This is a genomic window from Streptomyces sp. NPDC058470 (assembly GCF_042721055.1).
GTDB lineage: Bacteria > Actinomycetota > Actinomycetes > Streptomycetales > Streptomycetaceae > Streptomyces.
The window spans coordinates 1-16,069 of sequence record NZ_JBHXMF010000028.1 but is presented as its reverse complement, the minus strand read 5'-3'; the positions used below and the strand labels follow the sequence as shown (position 1 = coordinate 16,069).

At 70.5% G+C, this 16,069-nt stretch carries 11 protein-coding genes; 1 reads left to right on the top strand and 10 read right to left on the bottom strand.

Features of this window, described 5'->3' with window-relative positions; translation table 11 throughout:
* Positions 1 to 16: 16 nt before the first annotated feature.
* The 7 genes from ACFWP7_RS21175 to ACFWP7_RS21145 form a co-directional block, all read right to left on the bottom strand.
* A complete protein-coding gene (locus ACFWP7_RS21175; RefSeq protein WP_384383091.1) occupies positions 17 to 3,841 on the bottom strand; it encodes a lipopolysaccharide biosynthesis protein in 3,825 nt (1,274 codons plus the stop codon).
* Positions 3,834 to 4,631 carry a polysaccharide deacetylase family protein gene (locus ACFWP7_RS21170; protein ID WP_384383090.1) on the bottom strand — a complete coding sequence of 266 codons (798 nt, stop codon included), beginning with the start codon at positions 4,629 to 4,631 and terminating at the stop codon, positions 3,834 to 3,836. Before ACFWP7_RS21170 ends, ACFWP7_RS21175 begins: the two co-directional genes overlap by 8 nt.
* Positions 4,628 to 5,641, bottom strand: a complete 1,014-nt coding sequence (locus tag ACFWP7_RS21165) for a glycosyltransferase family 2 protein (protein ID WP_384383089.1) — start codon at positions 5,639 to 5,641, stop codon at positions 4,628 to 4,630. The genes ACFWP7_RS21170 and ACFWP7_RS21165 overlap by 4 nt, the downstream gene beginning before the upstream one ends.
* Positions 5,638 to 6,456 carry a glycosyltransferase family 2 protein gene (locus ACFWP7_RS21160; protein ID WP_384383088.1) on the bottom strand — a complete coding sequence of 273 codons (819 nt, stop codon included), beginning with the start codon at positions 6,454 to 6,456 and terminating at the stop codon, positions 5,638 to 5,640. The genes ACFWP7_RS21165 and ACFWP7_RS21160 overlap by 4 nt, the downstream gene beginning before the upstream one ends.
* 371 nt (positions 6,457 to 6,827) lie before the next feature.
* A complete protein-coding gene (locus ACFWP7_RS21155; RefSeq protein ID WP_384383087.1) occupies positions 6,828 to 7,922 on the bottom strand; it encodes a GNAT family N-acetyltransferase in 1,095 nt (364 codons plus the stop codon).
* Between the two features lies 1 nt (position 7,923).
* Positions 7,924 to 8,352, bottom strand: coding sequence for a hypothetical protein (locus tag ACFWP7_RS21150; protein ID WP_384383086.1), 429 nt, complete (start codon positions 8,350 to 8,352; stop codon positions 7,924 to 7,926).
* 190 nt (positions 8,353 to 8,542) lie between these two features.
* Complete coding sequence (locus tag ACFWP7_RS21145; protein ID WP_384383085.1) at positions 8,543 to 9,748, bottom strand: S8 family peptidase; 1,206 nt, start codon at positions 9,746 to 9,748, stop codon at positions 8,543 to 8,545.
* A gap of 310 nt (positions 9,749 to 10,058) precedes the next feature.
* Here ACFWP7_RS21145 and ACFWP7_RS21140 point away from each other — a divergent pair, with 310 nt between their 5' ends.
* Entirely contained in the window at positions 10,059 to 10,868 is an 810-nt protein-coding gene (locus ACFWP7_RS21140; protein WP_384383084.1) for an SGNH/GDSL hydrolase family protein, read from the top strand.
* A 66-nt stretch (positions 10,869 to 10,934) separates the two neighbouring features.
* Here the strand turns inward: ACFWP7_RS21140 and ACFWP7_RS21135 are convergent, their stop codons facing one another.
* Genes ACFWP7_RS21135 through ACFWP7_RS21125 form a run of 3 tightly spaced genes read right to left on the bottom strand, consistent with a single transcriptional unit; the run spans position 10,935 to position 15,943 of the window.
* The gene (locus ACFWP7_RS21135; protein WP_384383083.1) at positions 10,935 to 12,551 is read right to left on the bottom strand and encodes a serine/threonine-protein kinase; all 1,617 of its coding nucleotides are present in this window, start codon (positions 12,549 to 12,551) and stop codon (positions 10,935 to 10,937) included.
* A 57-nt stretch (positions 12,552 to 12,608) separates the two neighbouring features.
* Positions 12,609 to 14,390: a nickel transporter gene (locus ACFWP7_RS21130; protein ID WP_384383082.1), complete on the bottom strand. Its 1,782-nt coding sequence runs from the start codon at positions 14,388 to 14,390 to the stop codon at positions 12,609 to 12,611.
* Positions 14,387 to 15,943, bottom strand: a complete 1,557-nt coding sequence (locus tag ACFWP7_RS21125) for a tetratricopeptide repeat protein (RefSeq protein ID WP_384383081.1) — start codon at positions 15,941 to 15,943, stop codon at positions 14,387 to 14,389. Before ACFWP7_RS21125 ends, ACFWP7_RS21130 begins: the two co-directional genes overlap by 4 nt.
* Positions 15,944 to 16,069: the final 126 nt, after the last annotated feature.

Below are 16,069 nucleotides of genomic sequence, written 5' to 3'. Positions count from 1 at the left end.
GTACGCCTTCAAGGAACTACTTCATCGTCAGGAACCGCTGCACCAGTGAAGCCAGCAGTACCGCCAGCAGTGGCAGTGCGAACCAGAAACTGCTCTGCAGCCACCGGAGTTGCCGCACGCCGGGCCGTACGGCGACCCGTACGATTTCCCGCGTGCTCAGCATCAGGATGAGCGCGACGGCCGCGAGGCCGCCCACCACCGACCACGGTGTCCACGTCACCTGAGGCCCGATCGGCCCCGGATCGGCCTTCGGGATCTCGCCCGCGGGCTGCTCGCGCAGCGCGTAGACCGTCGCGTCGTCGTTGACGAAGACCTTCGTCAGTTCCGGCCGTTGGTCGAGGTTCTTGAGGAGCCGTGACTCCCAGGTCGGCGAGTAGCCCACGTCGAGCTGGAGGTAGACCACCTGGCTGCGGTTGATCATCAGATATGAGTTGGGGCCCGCGTCCCTGAGCGCCTTGACCAGGCTCGACACCAGGACCGGGTCGACGGGCGCCAGGGTGGGCAGATACTCCACCTTCTCCATGTCCCGTGAGCCCCACGGGATCGAGGGCGTCACGTTCTCAACCGTGTCGTTGCTCATCCACAGCAGGCGTGCGGTCGGATCGTCGTGCGCGTACACGTAGTTCATGGCGGCGACCTCGCCAGGCCTGATCCGCTCGAAGGACTCGTTGCCCCAACGGGCCACCAGGAAGCCGCCCATGAGGACCAGGCCCGCCATGAGAGCCGCGAGCGGCGCGAGGCTGACACGGTCCCTGTCCCGTTCCTTCGCGGTGACGCCGGTGCGCGGGAACAGGGCGAGTGCGGCGAGCAGGGCGGCGCCCGGGAGGGCGAACATGAAGACACGCAGGGCCATTTCGCCGCCGTACGACTGCATGCCGAAGCCCAGGAACGGGACGAAGGTGAGGACGAGCAGCGAGCGTTCGCGGTACTTGTTCTCGCGGCGGCGCCACCAGCCGTAGCAGGCGAGGGTCATCACGCCGCCGGCCAGCAGCACGCGCGTGTAGAGGACGAGCTTGTGGGTCGAACTGCCGCCCTCGATACGGCCGGAGACCGACGAGGACACATTGCCGCCGACTCCGCCGATCCCGCCGAACAGGTCGTCGAAGTGGCCCGACCAGTACGGCTCGGCCATGAAGCCGACCCAGGCGGCGACCAGGACGGCGAACAGGATGGGCAGGCCGCGCAGTTCGGAGCGGCCGACGAGGACGAGGACCGCGAGGACGCCCAGCATCACGAACGGGGTGAGCTGGTGCGCCGGGACGGTCACCGCGAACAGGCCGATCAACACCATGAGCAGGACGGCCTGTTGGCGGCGGTCCGTCGGCTCGACCTCCGCCTCGCCCGGCCGCCGCTTCGTCCAGAGCACCCGCGGTGCCCGGAACCATACGAGGAGGATCGCCACGAAGACGAGGTACAGCAGATAGGTGAAGCCCTGCGGGGAGAAGTAGTCCTGGCCCACCCAGCCGCTGAGTACGAAGATCCAGATGCCGGTCCACTTGGCGCGCCAGCTCGCCCGCATCGAGCGGACGAGCAGGAACATCGGTGCCAGGTAGAGGAGTTGCATGGTCAGCGGCCACCAGCGGATCACCTCGGTGAGGTCGGTGACCCCGCAGGCCTTCGCGACGAACGCGGCCGCCGCGAAGAAGCCCGGCCAGCTCCAGCGGGCGTCCAGGTCGGGTACGGCGGATCCGGTGCGGTCGATGTAGTCCAGGAACCCGAGGTGCTGCCAGGCGGTCGCGAACCGTGGCTCGGTCTCGATCACCGCGGGAAGCGCGTGCAGCGAGACCACGGTGGCGAGCAGCGTGACGAGCAGCAGCCCCTTGTGCTCCCGGACCGTCCAGAGCAGCGAGGCGAACACGATGACCAGGAGGGCGGCTCCGACGAGGGTCGGCAGGGGCAGCACCGAGATGAGCCCGAGCCCCCCCATTCGGTCGAGGGCGCCGTCGTTGAGAGTGAGTGCGGGGACCCAGTAGAGGAGCAGGGCGGCGATCAACAGACAGCCGAGGATCAACCCTGGTCTGGTCGGGGGCATCAACCGCTTGCGCGGGGCACCCGTCTCGTCCGCCGGGACCGGGACCCCTGTGGCCGGCCGCGCCCACCCGCCCGAGTCGCCGGGTGTCTTGCCCTGGACCTCCGAAGGGGCGCTTTCCGCCTCCTCCGCCTCGAAGGGAGCATCTATCGCCGGAACCTCGGCCGGGCCCAGCGACGCCTCCGAACCCGGCTCGCGTGCCTCGACGGGCAACCCGACCGCCGGCTTGCCCAGCGCCCACGTCGGGCGGTGGTCCGGCCGTACCTTCGGTGTCCCCGTGGGCGGCGTCCCCGGCCCGGGCCGCACGTCCGGCCGGCGCTCCAGGTGGTCGAAGTCGACATGGATACCCAGCGCGAGGGTGTCCGAGTCCAGCGCCCACGTGGGCCCGCGCTTGGGCGTGGGGACCTCGCGCGCCCCCAGGTCGGCGAGGTCCCCGTCCGGTGCTGCGCCCGCGGGCAGCTCGGCGGGTGCGGTCCGCAGAATCCTGTACAGCCGGGGTGCGGAGATCGCCACGATCACCGTGAGGCTGGCGACCTCCGCGACACCCGCGCCGGTCAGACCCATGCGGGGCAGGAGGACCACCGTCAGACCGAGCACCAGGGCGCACAACAGGCCCTGGAGCCAGGCGAGTCCGGCCGTGCGGCTCTGTGCGCGCAGGACCGCGAAGTACGTCTCCATGACGACCCGCAGCAGTCCGCCGACCGCGAACCAGCGCAGCAGTGGCGTCGCCGCGTCCGCGTAACCCTGGCCGAAGACGCGCAGGATGAACGGCGCGCCGAGGAACAGCAGCGCGCCCACCGGCAGCATGATCCGCACCATCCGCCTGAGCGCGGCCCGGGTGTTCGCGGCGAGGCGTGCCGGGGCGTGCGAACCCTCGACGGTGAGGGAGGCGCCCATGTTGATGGCGAGCAGGTTGACCGTGCCGCCGATGGTCGCGGTGATGTAGAAGTACGCGTTGTTCGCGGAGCTGACCTGCGAGGCCACGATGACCGGGACGAGGTAGACCACGGCGAGCGAGAACAGCGAGCCGGTGTAGTCGCCCGCGAGGAAGCGCCCGATCTCCTTCACCGAGGGCGGTTTGGTGTCGTCCTTGGTCGCCTTCACATGGCGGGGGACCAGGCGCCGGAAGACCAGCCAGCCGAGCGGCACCGCGGACATGGCGATCGCCGCGACCCACGACACGAAGACCCCCGTCGCGGGGATCACGGAGGCCAGGACGACGAGCAGCACCAGCTTCACCGCGGAGAACACCGTGTTGCCCACCGGCACCCACAGCGCGCTGCGCAGGCCGGTCAGCACACCGTCCTGGAGCGTCAGCAGCGACCAGGCGACCACCGCGACGACGAAGCCGAGGCCGGCCAGTGATCCGTGCAGGAACCGGTACGAGGGTCCCCAGATGTTCAGCGTGAGCAGGAAGACGCCGGCAGCCAGCGCGACGACCACCGAACTGCCCAGGTACGTACGGAAGATGAGGCGTCCCGTGGCCCGGCCGGCGACCGGGATGAAGCGGGCCAGGGCGCCCGTCAGTGTCACCGCGGTGAGTCCCGCGAGAAGCTTCATCGCGGCGATCGCCGCGGAGCCCTGGCCGACCGCGGTCTCGGTGTAGTAGCGGGCGGCGATCAGCCAGTAGCCGAGCCCGAGCACCGCGGAGATACCGGTGTTGAGCATCAGGGCGTAGGCGTTGCGGAACAGCTGGTTTCCTCCGCTCCCGCCCCTGCCCCGGCCGGGCAGGCGGAGGCGGCGGCCCGTGCGCTGTGCGGGCGCCTCGGTCGTGGGCGATGAAGCCTCGGCGGTGGTCGTCGTGTCAGACACGGGAACTGATGGCCTTCCGGCGGACCTGATCTGCTCTTCGGACCATGGCGTACCCCTTGGTGAGGGCGCGGTCCCTGGCGAAGTTGAGGGCGATCGCGCGGCCTTGGACCAGCCGCTCGAACTCCTCGATACCGGTGCTCCGGCGCACGGTGACGCGCCGCAGGGCGTACGGCCCCTGGCGGCGGCGGGCGAGGGCGTTGCCGACGGCGAGCGACTGGGCGAAGCCCGCCTCGCGCACCGCCTCGCGCACCCGGCGGCTGGAGTAGCCGTACGGGTACGCGAACGAGGCGGGGCGGGTGCCCAGTTCGCCGGTGATGATCTCCCGGCAGCGCCGTACCTCGAACCGGAGCGCGTCCTCGGAGAGCTGGTCCATCTGCGGGTGCGTATGACTGTGCCCGCCGATCTCCACCTGCTCCGCGGCGAGTCTGCGCACCTGGTCCCAGTCCAGCATGGTGTCGAGACTGCCCCCGGTGTCGTACGCGCCCCTGAGCCAGCCCGTCGACACGAACAGCGTGGCCGCGAAGCCGTACTTGGCGAGTACGGGCAGGCCGTGCCGGTGCACGCCTTCGTAGCCGTCGTCGAAGGTGACCAGGACCGGCCGCTCCGGCAGCGGACCGGCCGTACGCCAACTTGCAGCCAGCTGAGCCGTGTCGACGGGGGTGAACCCCTGTGCGTCGAGCAGCGCCATCTGCTGGGCGAAGTCGTCCGGGGTGACGGACAGTTCGCGCGTCGCGTCGTTGGGCTCCCGCGCGATCGAGTGGTACATGAGGATCGGCACCGGCTCGTTCATGCCGCGGCCCCCTTGTCGTCGGCTGCCGGAGAGACCCCCTCGATCTCCACGACGGAGAAGGTGGCGCCACCCCTGCGCGCCCGGATGCTCCCGAGTGCGTACCCGCCCGCCGCAGTCAGCACTCCGGTCACGATGGCGCCCGCGCGTCCGGCGCCGCCCGGGCGGGCCAGCATCGCGTCCCGCAGCCCGCGCACGACCCCGGCCGGCAGCACACGGGTGGCGTAGCGGCGCTCGGACTCAAGTCCCTTCTCCGCGCCGACACTTCGGGCGACGAGGGCTTTGGAGAGACCCTCGGCGTACGCGCGGGTGCGGAAGTACGCGAAGTGCTCGCGCACCTTGGGCACCCGATGGTGGATGACGGCGCGGTCGTCGATCAGGAGAATCGCGTCCGGTCGGGCGCGGGTGAGACGGATGCACAGCTCCGTCTCCTCGCAGCCCAGCGGACGTTTGTCGCCGTCCCGGCCGATGCCGGTCGCGAAGCCGCCCGCCGCGTCGAAGGCCGTACGGCGGAACGAGGCGTTGCCGCCCAGGACGTTGCGGACCCGGACCCGGCCGGGGGGCAGCCCCTTGTACGTGCAGCCCACCACCCAGTCGAACTCCTCGGGGAACCACGTGGGCCGGCGACCCGACGCCCAGATCGGCATCGTACGGCCGCCGACGGCCATGACCCGCGGATCCTCGTACCCCGACGCGAAGTGGCGCAGCCAGTCCCGTTCGGCCACGGCGTCGTCGTCGAGGAACGCGATGATCGCGCCGCGCGCGACGGCGATCCCGGTGTTGCGGCCCGCGGACAGGCCGCGGGGGCCCGCGTTGGCGAGCACCCGCACCCCGTCGGTCTCCTTGTACTCCCTGGTCAGCCGCTCCAACAGCGCGGTGTTGTGGTCCACGACGAGGAGTGTTTCCAGCGCGGGCAGGGACTGCGCCCGCACCGAGGAGACCGCCGCGAGAATGTCCTCCCAGCGGTCCTCGGTGTACACGCAGATCACCACGGAGAAGTTCCGCGCGCTCAAGACACCTCTCCCCGGCCCGAGTTGAGCTGAGCGGCGTGCGGTGTGCGGCGCAGCGCACGCCGGTTGGAGCGCTCCTTGAGGATCACCTTGAGCACCCGGATCCCGTCCCGCACGGCCCGCAGATTGCTCGACCCGTGGATGCGGAGGTACTCGTGGCTCGGGATCTCCTGGACCTTGAGACCCGCCTTGACGACCCGGATGTTCATCAGCGTCTCCACCTCGAAGCCGGTGCAGTCGAGGTCGATCTTGTCCAGGCAGTGCCGCCAGAACGCGTTGTAGCCGTAGCAGAGGTCGGTGTAGCGGGCCCCGAACTTGGCGTTGACGGCCGCGCACAGCACATGGTTGCCGAGCTTGCGGATCGGCGTCATGTCGGATGTGCCGCCGCCGTTGGCGAACCGCGAGCCCTTGGCGAAGTCGGCCCCCGACACCAGCGCGGACACATAGGACACGATCTCGCTGCCGTCGGCCGAACCGTCCGCGTCGACCATCACGATGATGTCGCCGGTGCACGCCTCGAAACCGGTGATCAGGGCATCCCCCTTGCCCTTTCCGTGCTGCTTGACGACCTTGACGTCCGGCCACAGTTCACGGGCCACTTCGATGGTGTTGTCGGTGGAATTGCCGTCGACGAGAACCACTTCGTGTATCCAGCTCGGAAGGGTCTTGAAGACGTACGGGAGATTCTCGGCCTCATTCATGGCCGGAATCACGACACTCACCGGCGGCGCTATGGCCAGGTGAGAGGAGATCGGCCGGTACTTGCCGGCTGCGGTCTGATCTTCGCCCGAAATCGCTGGGCGCAGGACTGAGCTCATGAGTCTGGTCCCTCTCGTCCGGTGGACCGCCCGCCCCTGGGCGGTCCGGCTCTTTGTCCGGTTCGAAAGGGGGGTTCTCACTTACGGCATAACGAAATAGATCTCCGTGCGTGCCGGGTGAGCTGGCAAAGCTGCCGGCTTTCGGAAAACGCGAAAGCCGGTCGCGCGGACGACTCGGCACAACTGGTCACCGAGCACGGCACCCCCCTACCGCGCCCCGCGCCGGACCATCGTCGCGATCTTGAGCCCTCCCCTAGATCGCATATACCTTGATGAACCGATGCGGGTGAGATGTACGACGGTATTGATGAATGAGACCGTATGGCAAGACCTGGAACGAGGCCTCACGTTTTTGTTGGTTTGACCGTTACCTAACCCCTCGACCGGATCTTTCCCATCCGCTTGAGGATCCTGTCGGCCGATTCGAACAACTCCGGCCTCGCCAGCACCGCATTACGCAGTGCCCGGACCGGGGCGCGGCGCGCCCTGTGCCCGATGGCGATCGGATGACGTCGTGTCACCCACCCTTCGGAAACGGCGAGTTCCCGTGTCTTCAGGGAGTCCTTGTATTCCTTCTGGCCCCGCCCAAGATCCAGATAGGCGATTCCGTCGGCGGCGGCCGCCTCGGCCATGCGCAAATGCAGGATCAGCCCCGGCGAGTATTTCGAGAACGCCGGATCGTATGCCGGGAACCAGCAGGCCAGCACCCGCTCGGAGCGCAGCCCGAAGTGCGCGGCGACCGGCTTGCCATCCGCGTACAGCACCGACAGGATCCCCGCGAACGGCTCGGAGCGGGTGTGGAAGAGCTGCTCCACCAGATGGCTGATCCAGGGGTGCGCGAAGCGGTCGCTGCGCCCGGTCCTGCGGTACTGCGCGGACTTCCAGTCCATCAGCGTGTGCAGTGCCTCGGGGTCGCGTTCGTCGTGGACGTAGCGCATTCCGTCCGTGTCCCGGCCGAGCTTGCGCTCCTTGGCCAGCGTCGACTTGGTGAACTTCGGTGACCGCTCGCGCAGTTGGCGCAGGAACGTCTCGTAACCCTGGTCGATGTCGATGACCGGGGAAGGGAAGGTCCCGGAGGCTGCCGCCTCGAACGGCGCCTGCCCTTCCACCAGATGATCGAACTCCCACACGGCGAGCCCGCAGGCCCGCAGCAGTTCGTGGGCGTCCCAGGTGAAGCCGGGCCGGTGCACGGCGCCCTGGCAGTCGGAGACCCCGAGGCCGACGGCCCGGCCGATGCCGGCTCCGGTGCGCTGGAACGGGAAGTACGCCGCGGGCTCGCCGTTCTCCCGTACGACCGCGATCCGCACGCCGCGTCGGCAGCGGCCCATCGCGAGCGTGAACTCGGGGGACAGGAAAGGGTTCGCAAGACCCGGCGAGCCGTTCAGATGGGCCTTCACCTGGAAAGCCGTCCACGCCGCCCGGTCGGCGGCGGTCAGCTCGCCCGGGCGGTACACGCTGATGTCCACGTCAGGAGGCCCGCCTTCTCGCGGCACGGCCACGCAGGCGCCGTACCAGTACCAGCAGGAGCATGAAGGTGCTGATCGCGGTCACGGCCACGACCCCACCGGGCACCGACCACCGGTGCAGGGCCAGCATTCCCTGGGCCACCAGCATGTTGACGGCGACTCCTCCGGCGACCGACACCAGCAGCCGGCCGAAGGGTTCCAGGCCGTGCAGCGCGGCCGCGACGGCGACCGACGGCGCGGCGAGCAGGAAGAACAGAGTGAACGGACCGCGCAGCGGCGAGTCCACGTCGGCGAGTGCGAGCACCGCGCCGACCAGTGCGACGACCGTCGCGGCACCGCCGAGCAGCGGCAGCAGGTCCCTCCCCGGATCCTGCCCCGTCCCCTCCGTGGTGCCTGATGAAGGTTCCTTGATGCGTCGTATGGTCTGCATTGGCGACTTTGCCCCCCGAAGCGCCGGATGCCGGGCTTCAATGTCGCGCAGCGTACGGCGGGTCGTCAAGGTGCGGAAGCCGTCCGTGCGACCTACCCCCGTTCGTGAACCGCCGTCCGCGAACAGCAGTTCCCCGGAGGCGCCGACCGCCTCCGGGGAACTGTGCCTCGGCTCAGCCGAGTTGAAGCACTTACGGGACGATCTTGAGGAGCTTGTTCGGCGAGCCGGTACCCGGGCTGGTGACCAGGTTGGACGTGGCACCGTTCACGAGAGCCGTGGAGACCTGCGCGGGGGTGGCGGAGGTGTGGCTCGAGAGGTAGATGGCGGCCGCGCCCGCGACGTGCGGCGTGGCCATCGACGTACCCGAGAGCGTGGCGGTGGCGGTGTCGCTGGTGTTGTATCCGGCGAGGATGGAGGAGCCGGGGGCGAAGATGTCCAGGATCGAGCCGTAGTTGGAGTAGCTCGCCCTGGCGTCCGTGCTGGTGGTGGCGCCGACCGTGATCGCCGTGGCGACCCGGGCGGGGGAGTACGAGGAGGCGTTGGCGTTGCTGTTGCCCGCTGCGATCGCGTAGGTCACGCCGCTCGCGATGGAGTTGGAGACGGCCGTGTCCAGCGTGGTGGAGGCGCCGCCGCCCAGCGACAGGTTGGCGACCGAGGGGCCGCTGTGGTTGCTGGTCACCCAGTTGATGCCCGCGATGACGCCGGCGGTGGTGCCGGAGCCGGCGTTGTCGAGGACGCGGACCGCCACGATGTTCGCCTTCTTGGCGACACCGTAGGTGGAGCCCGCGATGGTGGTGGCCACGTGGGTGCCGTGCCCGTTGCCGTCCTGGGCGACGTTGTCACCCTCGACGGCGTCGTAGCCGTTCGTGGCGCGCCCGGCGATCTGGGTGTGCGTGATGCGTACGCCGGTGTCGATGACGTACGCGGTCACGCCGGCGCCCGCCGTGTCCGGGTAGGTGTACGTGGTGGAGAGCGGCAGCGACGTCTGGTCGATGCGGTCCAGGCCCCAGGGGGCGCTGGACTGCGTGGCGTCGACGTGGACCGTCTGGTTCTGCTCGACGGTGGCGACCGCCGGGTCGGCGGCGAGTCTCGCGGCCTCCTGGGCCGAGAGAGTGGCCGAGTAGCCGTTCAGTGCGGCGCCGAACGTCCTCTTCACCGTGCCGCCGTACTCGCTGATCAGACCCTTGCCCTCGCTCGAGGAGGCCTTGAAGCCGGCCGTCTTCTCGAGCGTGATGATGTAGCTGTCCTTGATGGCCGTGGGGGACCCGGCCGCGAGCACCGTGCCCGTGGCCGGGGCGGCCTGGGCAGGGAGCGCGGTGAATCCGCCTACAAGGGCGGCGGTCGCCACGGAGGTTATCGCGGCGATCCTGATCTTCTTGCTACGGAGTTGTGCCATGACGAGGGAGTCCTCCTCGAGCGGCGGGCGCCTGGGTGGGGCGCGCGCGGTGTGGGGGTGCACGTGATCGGGCGCACAGCTCGGAGTGTCGCGTTCCACCCCGGGCTGAGGTAAAGACTCGGTGATCTCCCCGCGCGACTCAAGGGAGTTGACCCCTTGTCACGACGCTGTCATGAACACGCAATCAAATTCAATGAGAACACACAGGATGGGGCCCGAAAAGGTCCCGAAAGTCTTGGCATGGACACTTCCTGTCAACACGCGTAGCTGGTACGAAAGTTATGCAGAGATCCTGCTAAAGGGAGGTTCCATGAGACGTTCCCGAATTACGGCATACGTGACCTCGCTCCTCCTCGCTCTCGGCGTCGCCCTCACCGGGCCGGCGACGGCGCAGGCGTCCCCCGCCCTTGCGGCCACCGGCTATGTGGCCCTCGGCGACTCCTACTCCTCCGGTGTCGGCGCGGGCAGCTACATCGGTTCCAGCGGCAACTGCAAGCGCAGCACGAAGGCGTACCCCTACCTCTGGGCGGCCGCCCACTCACCCTCGTCGTTCAACTTCACGGCTTGCTCCGGCGCTCGTACGGGTGATGTCGTCGCCAACCAGTTGACCCCCCTCAACTCCTCCACCGGCCTCGTCTCGATCAGCGTCGGCGGCAACGACGCGGGCTTCGCCGACGTCATGACGACGTGTGTGCTCCAGTCGCAGAGCTCCTGCCTCGCGCGGATCGCCACCGCGAAGGCGTACGTCGACTCGACACTCCCCGGCAAGCTCGACACCGTCTACGCGGCGATCAAAAGGAAGGCCCCGTCCGCCCATGTGGTCGTCCTGGGCTATCCCCGCTTCTACAAGCTCAACGGCGGCTGCCTGACCGGCCTCACCGAGGCCGAGCGAGCCGCGATCAACGGCGCCGCGGACTATCTGGACACCGCGATCGCCAAGCGCGCCGCCGACCACGGCTTCACCTTCGGCGACGTCAGGAGCAAGTTCACGGGTCACGAGATCTGCTCGGGCAGCGCCTGGCTGCACAGCCTGAACCTGCTGAACATCGGTGAGTCGTACCACCCGACCGCGTCGGGACAGTCCGGCGGATACCTGCCGGTGTTCAACAGCGCGGCGTGACCGCCCAGGACAAGTCCTAGGGAGACCACCTAGAACAGGCCTGAGGGAGACCATCTGGGACAGGCCTCAGGGAGACTCGGAAGCGGAGGCCTCGCCCGTCGGGGTCTCCGTCACGCAAGTCACCGAGAACGGCACCGAGTTGGACGTCGCATGCACGGGACTGCGGATCTCCACGCCGATCGCGTTCTCGTAGGTCCCCGACGCGTCGTACGTCGTCACGATCACCGTCTTCTGCTGGGTCCTGTCACCGCTCGCGGGGAACGACAGGGTCTTCCAGCCCGGGTCCGACACCTCGCCGGTCTCCGTCACCCAGCGGTACTCGACCTCGGCCGGGACCCGCCCGACCGTGAACGTCGCCGTGAACGTGGGTGCTTGCGCGTCGGGCGGCGGGCAGGCGCCGGAGTACGCGGTGTGCGCACCCGCGACCGTGACCTGTGCGGTCTGGGCGGGCGGCGGTGTGGTCGTCCGGCTCTCGGTGGCCGGCGCGCTGGTGGAGGGGCTCCCGCCGCTCGCGCCCTGGTCGCTCCCGCTGTCGCTGGTCTCCGGGGTCGAACTCACGCCGCCCGAACCGCTGCTGACGGCGGCCCCGCCGCCGCCGTCGCCGTTGTCGCGGTTCAACAGGGCGTACGTCAGCCCTCCCAGCGCGAGGACGAGTGCCACCACCCCCGCGATCAGAACGACCGCCGCGCGGCGATTGCGGTCGGGCTCGGCCGTGGTGCCGGCCGAGGCAACAGTGGCGTCGGCCGGCCCGTACGGCATCGGCGGTGTTGATCCTGGGGAGGTCTGGGGGAACCCCGCGAGCGTCGGCGCCTCCGCGATCAGGGGCGGCGGACCGAAGCCGGGGCCGGCCAGGGTGCCCCCCGCCGCGACGATCCGCAGCTCGTGTTCGGCCTGCTCGGCGCCCAGCCGCTCGGCCGGGTCCTTGGCCAGCAGCCCCTCGATGACGGGGGTGAGCGGACCCGCGCGCTGCGGCGGCGGCAGCGGCTCGTCGACGATCGCGCGCAGGGTGCTCAGTGGGGTGTTCTGACGGAACGGCGAGTTGCCCTCGACCGCGGCGTACAGCAGTACCCCGAGCGACCACAGGTCCGACTCGGGCCCGGGAGTCCGGCCCAACGCCCGCTCCGGGGCGAGGAATTCGGGCGAGCCGATGACCTCGCCCGTCATGGTCAGCGCGGAGCTGCCCTCGACCATGGCGATGCCGAAGTCCGTCAGCACGATCCGTCCGTCGTTCGACATCAGGACGTTGCCCGGCTTCACATCGCGGTGCAGCACCCCGGCCTCGTGCGCGGCACGCAGCGCGGTGAGCACCTCGGCACCGATGTGCGCGGCGCGCGGCGGGTCGACCGGGCCCTCGGCGTCCAGGAGATCGGCGAGGGCGACACCGCGGACCAGCTCCATCACGATCCAGGGGCGGCCGTCATCGGTGGCCACGTCGTACACCGTCACCACGTTGCGGTGGGAGATACGGGCTGCCGCCCATGCCTCGCGCTCCAGCCGCGCGTACATCCGCTCGGCGTCATACGCCGGGATCCCGGCGGGCGCACGGACCTCCTTCACCGCGACCTCGCGCTGGAGCACCTCGTCACGGGCGCGCCACACCGTGCCCATGCCGCCCTCGCCCAAGGGCGACAGCAGCCGGTAGCGCCCGGCGATCACACGTTCACTGCCCGGATCTTCGGACACGGGTGTCCCCCCATTCGTATCCGTTGTGCATCCGCGTGATTTCTCCCCAAAAGTAGCTCAGCCGAGGACGGATGCCGCCCCCCTGAACACCAAGCCGGCCCCAAGCGCCACGACCACCAACGCCGATCCCAGCGGTGCGGTCCTGCGTAGCAGGGCCACGATCGGCCCGTCGGCCCACCGCGGGCGCCCGGCCAGTGCCCGGTTCACCCCGTCGCCCAGCTTCACGACGGCGAACCCGGCCGCCGTGAGCGTCAGGGCGAGCCCGACGCCGTACGCGAGGACGAGGAGCAGTCCGAACCACGCCTGTCCCAGCGCCGCGGCGCCCACCAGGACGACCACGGCGGAGGGGCTGGGCACGAGCCCGCCGGCGAAGCCGAGCAGGATCGTGCCGCGGAGGGTGGGGGCGGTGGGATGGGTGTGGGTGAAGCCGCCGTGGGTGTGTGCGAGGGGGGCCCGCTTCTCCTGTGGGGCGGGGGCGTGCGGGTGACTGTGCCGGCGGACGGGGGCTTGGAGTTGGGGACGGGGGCGGGCTTCCACGGACGCGGACGCGTGGGCGTGCGCGAGGACCAGGTGGCGTTCGTGCCGCTCGGCGTGCGGGTGCTCGTGCGCATGCTCGTGCTCGGCGTGCGGGTGCTCCGAGTGGTCGTGGTGGTGGCTGTGCGCGTGGTCCTGGTCGTGATCGTGGCGGTGCGCGTGGCCATGGTCCTGGTCGTGATCGTGGCGGTGCGCGTGGCCGTGGTCGTGCGTGCCGCCGTCTCCGTGGTCGCGCGTGTGCCCGCTCCCGTGGGAGTGCCCGTGTCCCCGGTTGCGCCAGGCCCGGCGTACGAGTGTCGCGCCCGCAAGCGTCACCAGGAGCCCGCTCGCGACGCCCAGCCAGGCGATCACGGAGGGCGCCGCGGCCGAACCGGCCGTGATCAGGAGGCCCAGGGCGACCACGCCCAGGGTGTGGGTGACCGTCACCGAGGCGGCCAGCGGCAGGACGTCGCGCAGGCCCGCCCGGCCGCCGCGGGCCGCTGCCGTCGCGGCCATCAGGGTCTTGCCGTGGCCGGGTGCGAGCGCGTGCAGGGCGCCGAGGCCCACCGCGATGAGCAGGGCGAGAGCGCCGAAGCCGATCGTCAGGTCGTGGTGGGCCACCAGGGAGTCGAGCGCCTGGGTCCAGCGGTCGGCGCCGCGCGGGAGGACCGAGTCGGCGGGAGCGTCGCGGCCACTCTCGACCAGCGCGGGGCCACCGGCCCGCACCCGCAGGGACGCGGAGGCGGTGTCGGCCGGCGACGAGAGCAGTTCCTGCGGGTACTTGGTGAGCTGCCGCGACACCGATTCCGCGGGTACGTCCGAGGAGGCGAGTGTCATCCGGTCGCCGCGCGCGGTGATCTCCCGCCAGCCCGGCCCCCTGTCGGTTCCGGCGCCCCGGAATTCGACGTCCACGGTGTCCTGTTCGGGGAGCGCCGCCGTCAACCGGCATTCCACCCGGAGAGTGTTGAGCCCCGCCTGTCCGGGCCTTACGCGCGCGACGCTCGTGCCGACGGTGAGCGGGACCTCGCCGCCGCCGACGGTGACCGCACTGTCCCGCGCGGCCGTCTCGCACCGCTGACGTGCCCAGTCCGTCAGCCCGAGCTTCTCGATCTGCGGCTCGGCCTGGGTGGCCGGGATCTCCGCGAGGTCCTCGACATGGTCGACCCGCAGTTGCCCGGGGGCGGCGACCAGACCGTCGTACCGATTGACGGTGAAGTTGCCGAGCGGGTGGGCGCTCGCCTGTCCGGAGGGGACGATGACGAGTGCGCAGGCAGCGGCGAGAACGGCCGTTGCGGAGCCGAGCGCGCGGCGGAGTCCAGGGGTCACTTGTCGGCCTCCAGTGCCTTGCGGGCCTCTGCGGCGCCCAGCGGTGAGAAGCCCGGGTTGAGGTCGAGGGCCGATTTCAGCGAGGCGTCGGCCTCCTTCTCGTGGCCGGTGGCGCGCTCGATCATGCCCCGGTGGTAGAGGAAGGACGCGTTGCGGTAGCCGGTGGCCGTCGCCTCGCCGGCGTACGGCAGGGCCTCCTCGTCGCGGCCGTTGACGTGCAGTGCCCAGGCGAGGGCGTCCGCGGTGTGCACGGTGTGGCGGCGGCCCCACTCGGCCTGGGCCGCCTTCAGCGCGGCCTGCTTGTCGCCGTGGTCGGCGGCGGCCAGAGCGGTGTCGAGGTCGGCGTTGACGCCGTTGGCGCGGGCCAGCGAGACCCAGGCGTTCACCAGCGCGTACTGGTCGCGGGCCTTCTGGGCGTCGCCCTCCGCGCCGCGCGCCTCGTACAACTCCCCGAGTTCCACGAGTGGTTGGGGCAGCGGATACCGCTCCACCACCTGCTCCATGCCGCTGATCGCCGCCGCGCGCTCGCCCTGTGCGGCCTGCGTGCGGGCGCGGCCTTCGAGGGCCGGGAGATAGGTGTCGTCGGCGGCGAGCGCGCGGGCGTAGTACGTGAGTGCCGTCTTGTACTCGCCCTGATTCCAAGCGAGTTGGCCGAGCGCGGTGGCCACGTACGTGACGTCGCCACGGGTTGTCGCCGAGTCGAGTGCCTGCTCCAGGACGCGGCGGGCGGTCTGCGCATCGCCGTCCAACTCGTTGACGTACGCGTACCGTGTGAAGACCGGGACGCCCGGGCGGCGCGAGTCGGCCGTGTCGGCGGCCTTGGACGCCTCGTCGTAGCGGCCGAGTTCGACCAGGGCGTCGATACGGGAGGCGAGGGCGCGCTCGCTGTACGGGTTCTGTTTGAGCGCCTGGTCCGCGTACTTGAGGGCGCCGGTGAAGTCGTGCCGGGCGGCGGCCAGGGCGGCACGGCCCGCGAGCGCGGGATCGTTGTCCGGGCGCAGCTCGAGGGAACGGGCGAGCGCCTGCTGTGCCTGCGGGTACCGGGAGGGATCGCCCTTCGTGCGGGCCTGCTCGATGTAGGCGAGCCCGAGCGTCGACCAGCCGCCGAAGTCCTTGGGCTGCGCCCGGAGATGAGCCTGCAACGAGGTGATGCTCGCGTCGAGGTCCGCGCCGGCGAGCAACTGCGGCGAGACGCCGGCGGGCGCCGCCGCGAGGGTGGCCGCTCCACCGTCGTCCTGGAGGGCCCCGACCACTATGGCCCCCGCGGTGAGAGCGACGGCCAACGCAGATGTGCAGAAGGCGAGTTGGGCCGCACGCCAACGGCGCCCGGACGCGGACAGCCGCCGGACGGCGGCGACGCGGTCGTCGGGCGCTTCATTGATGACCTCGGTGACCTCGGTGACCTCGTCGGTCAGGTCATCGGAGGCCGGACTCGGCGCCGCTGCCGTCTCGACACCCGCCGGATTCTCCTCGGGCATGGCCTCCGCGGCGCGGTCCACGGGCTCGGCGCTGCGTTCGCTCTCCGGCGCGCTGTCGTTCGTACGCGGGGACATGCCCTCTCCTCGAAGTCCTTGGTTCCTGGGTGGAAACGCTCGTTGTGGGGGCTGAGCGGCGGGGGCCCCCCCCGGGGGGGGGGGTTTCAGCGGGGGCCGCCCGGACGGGTGGCGGGGCGCCCCCGC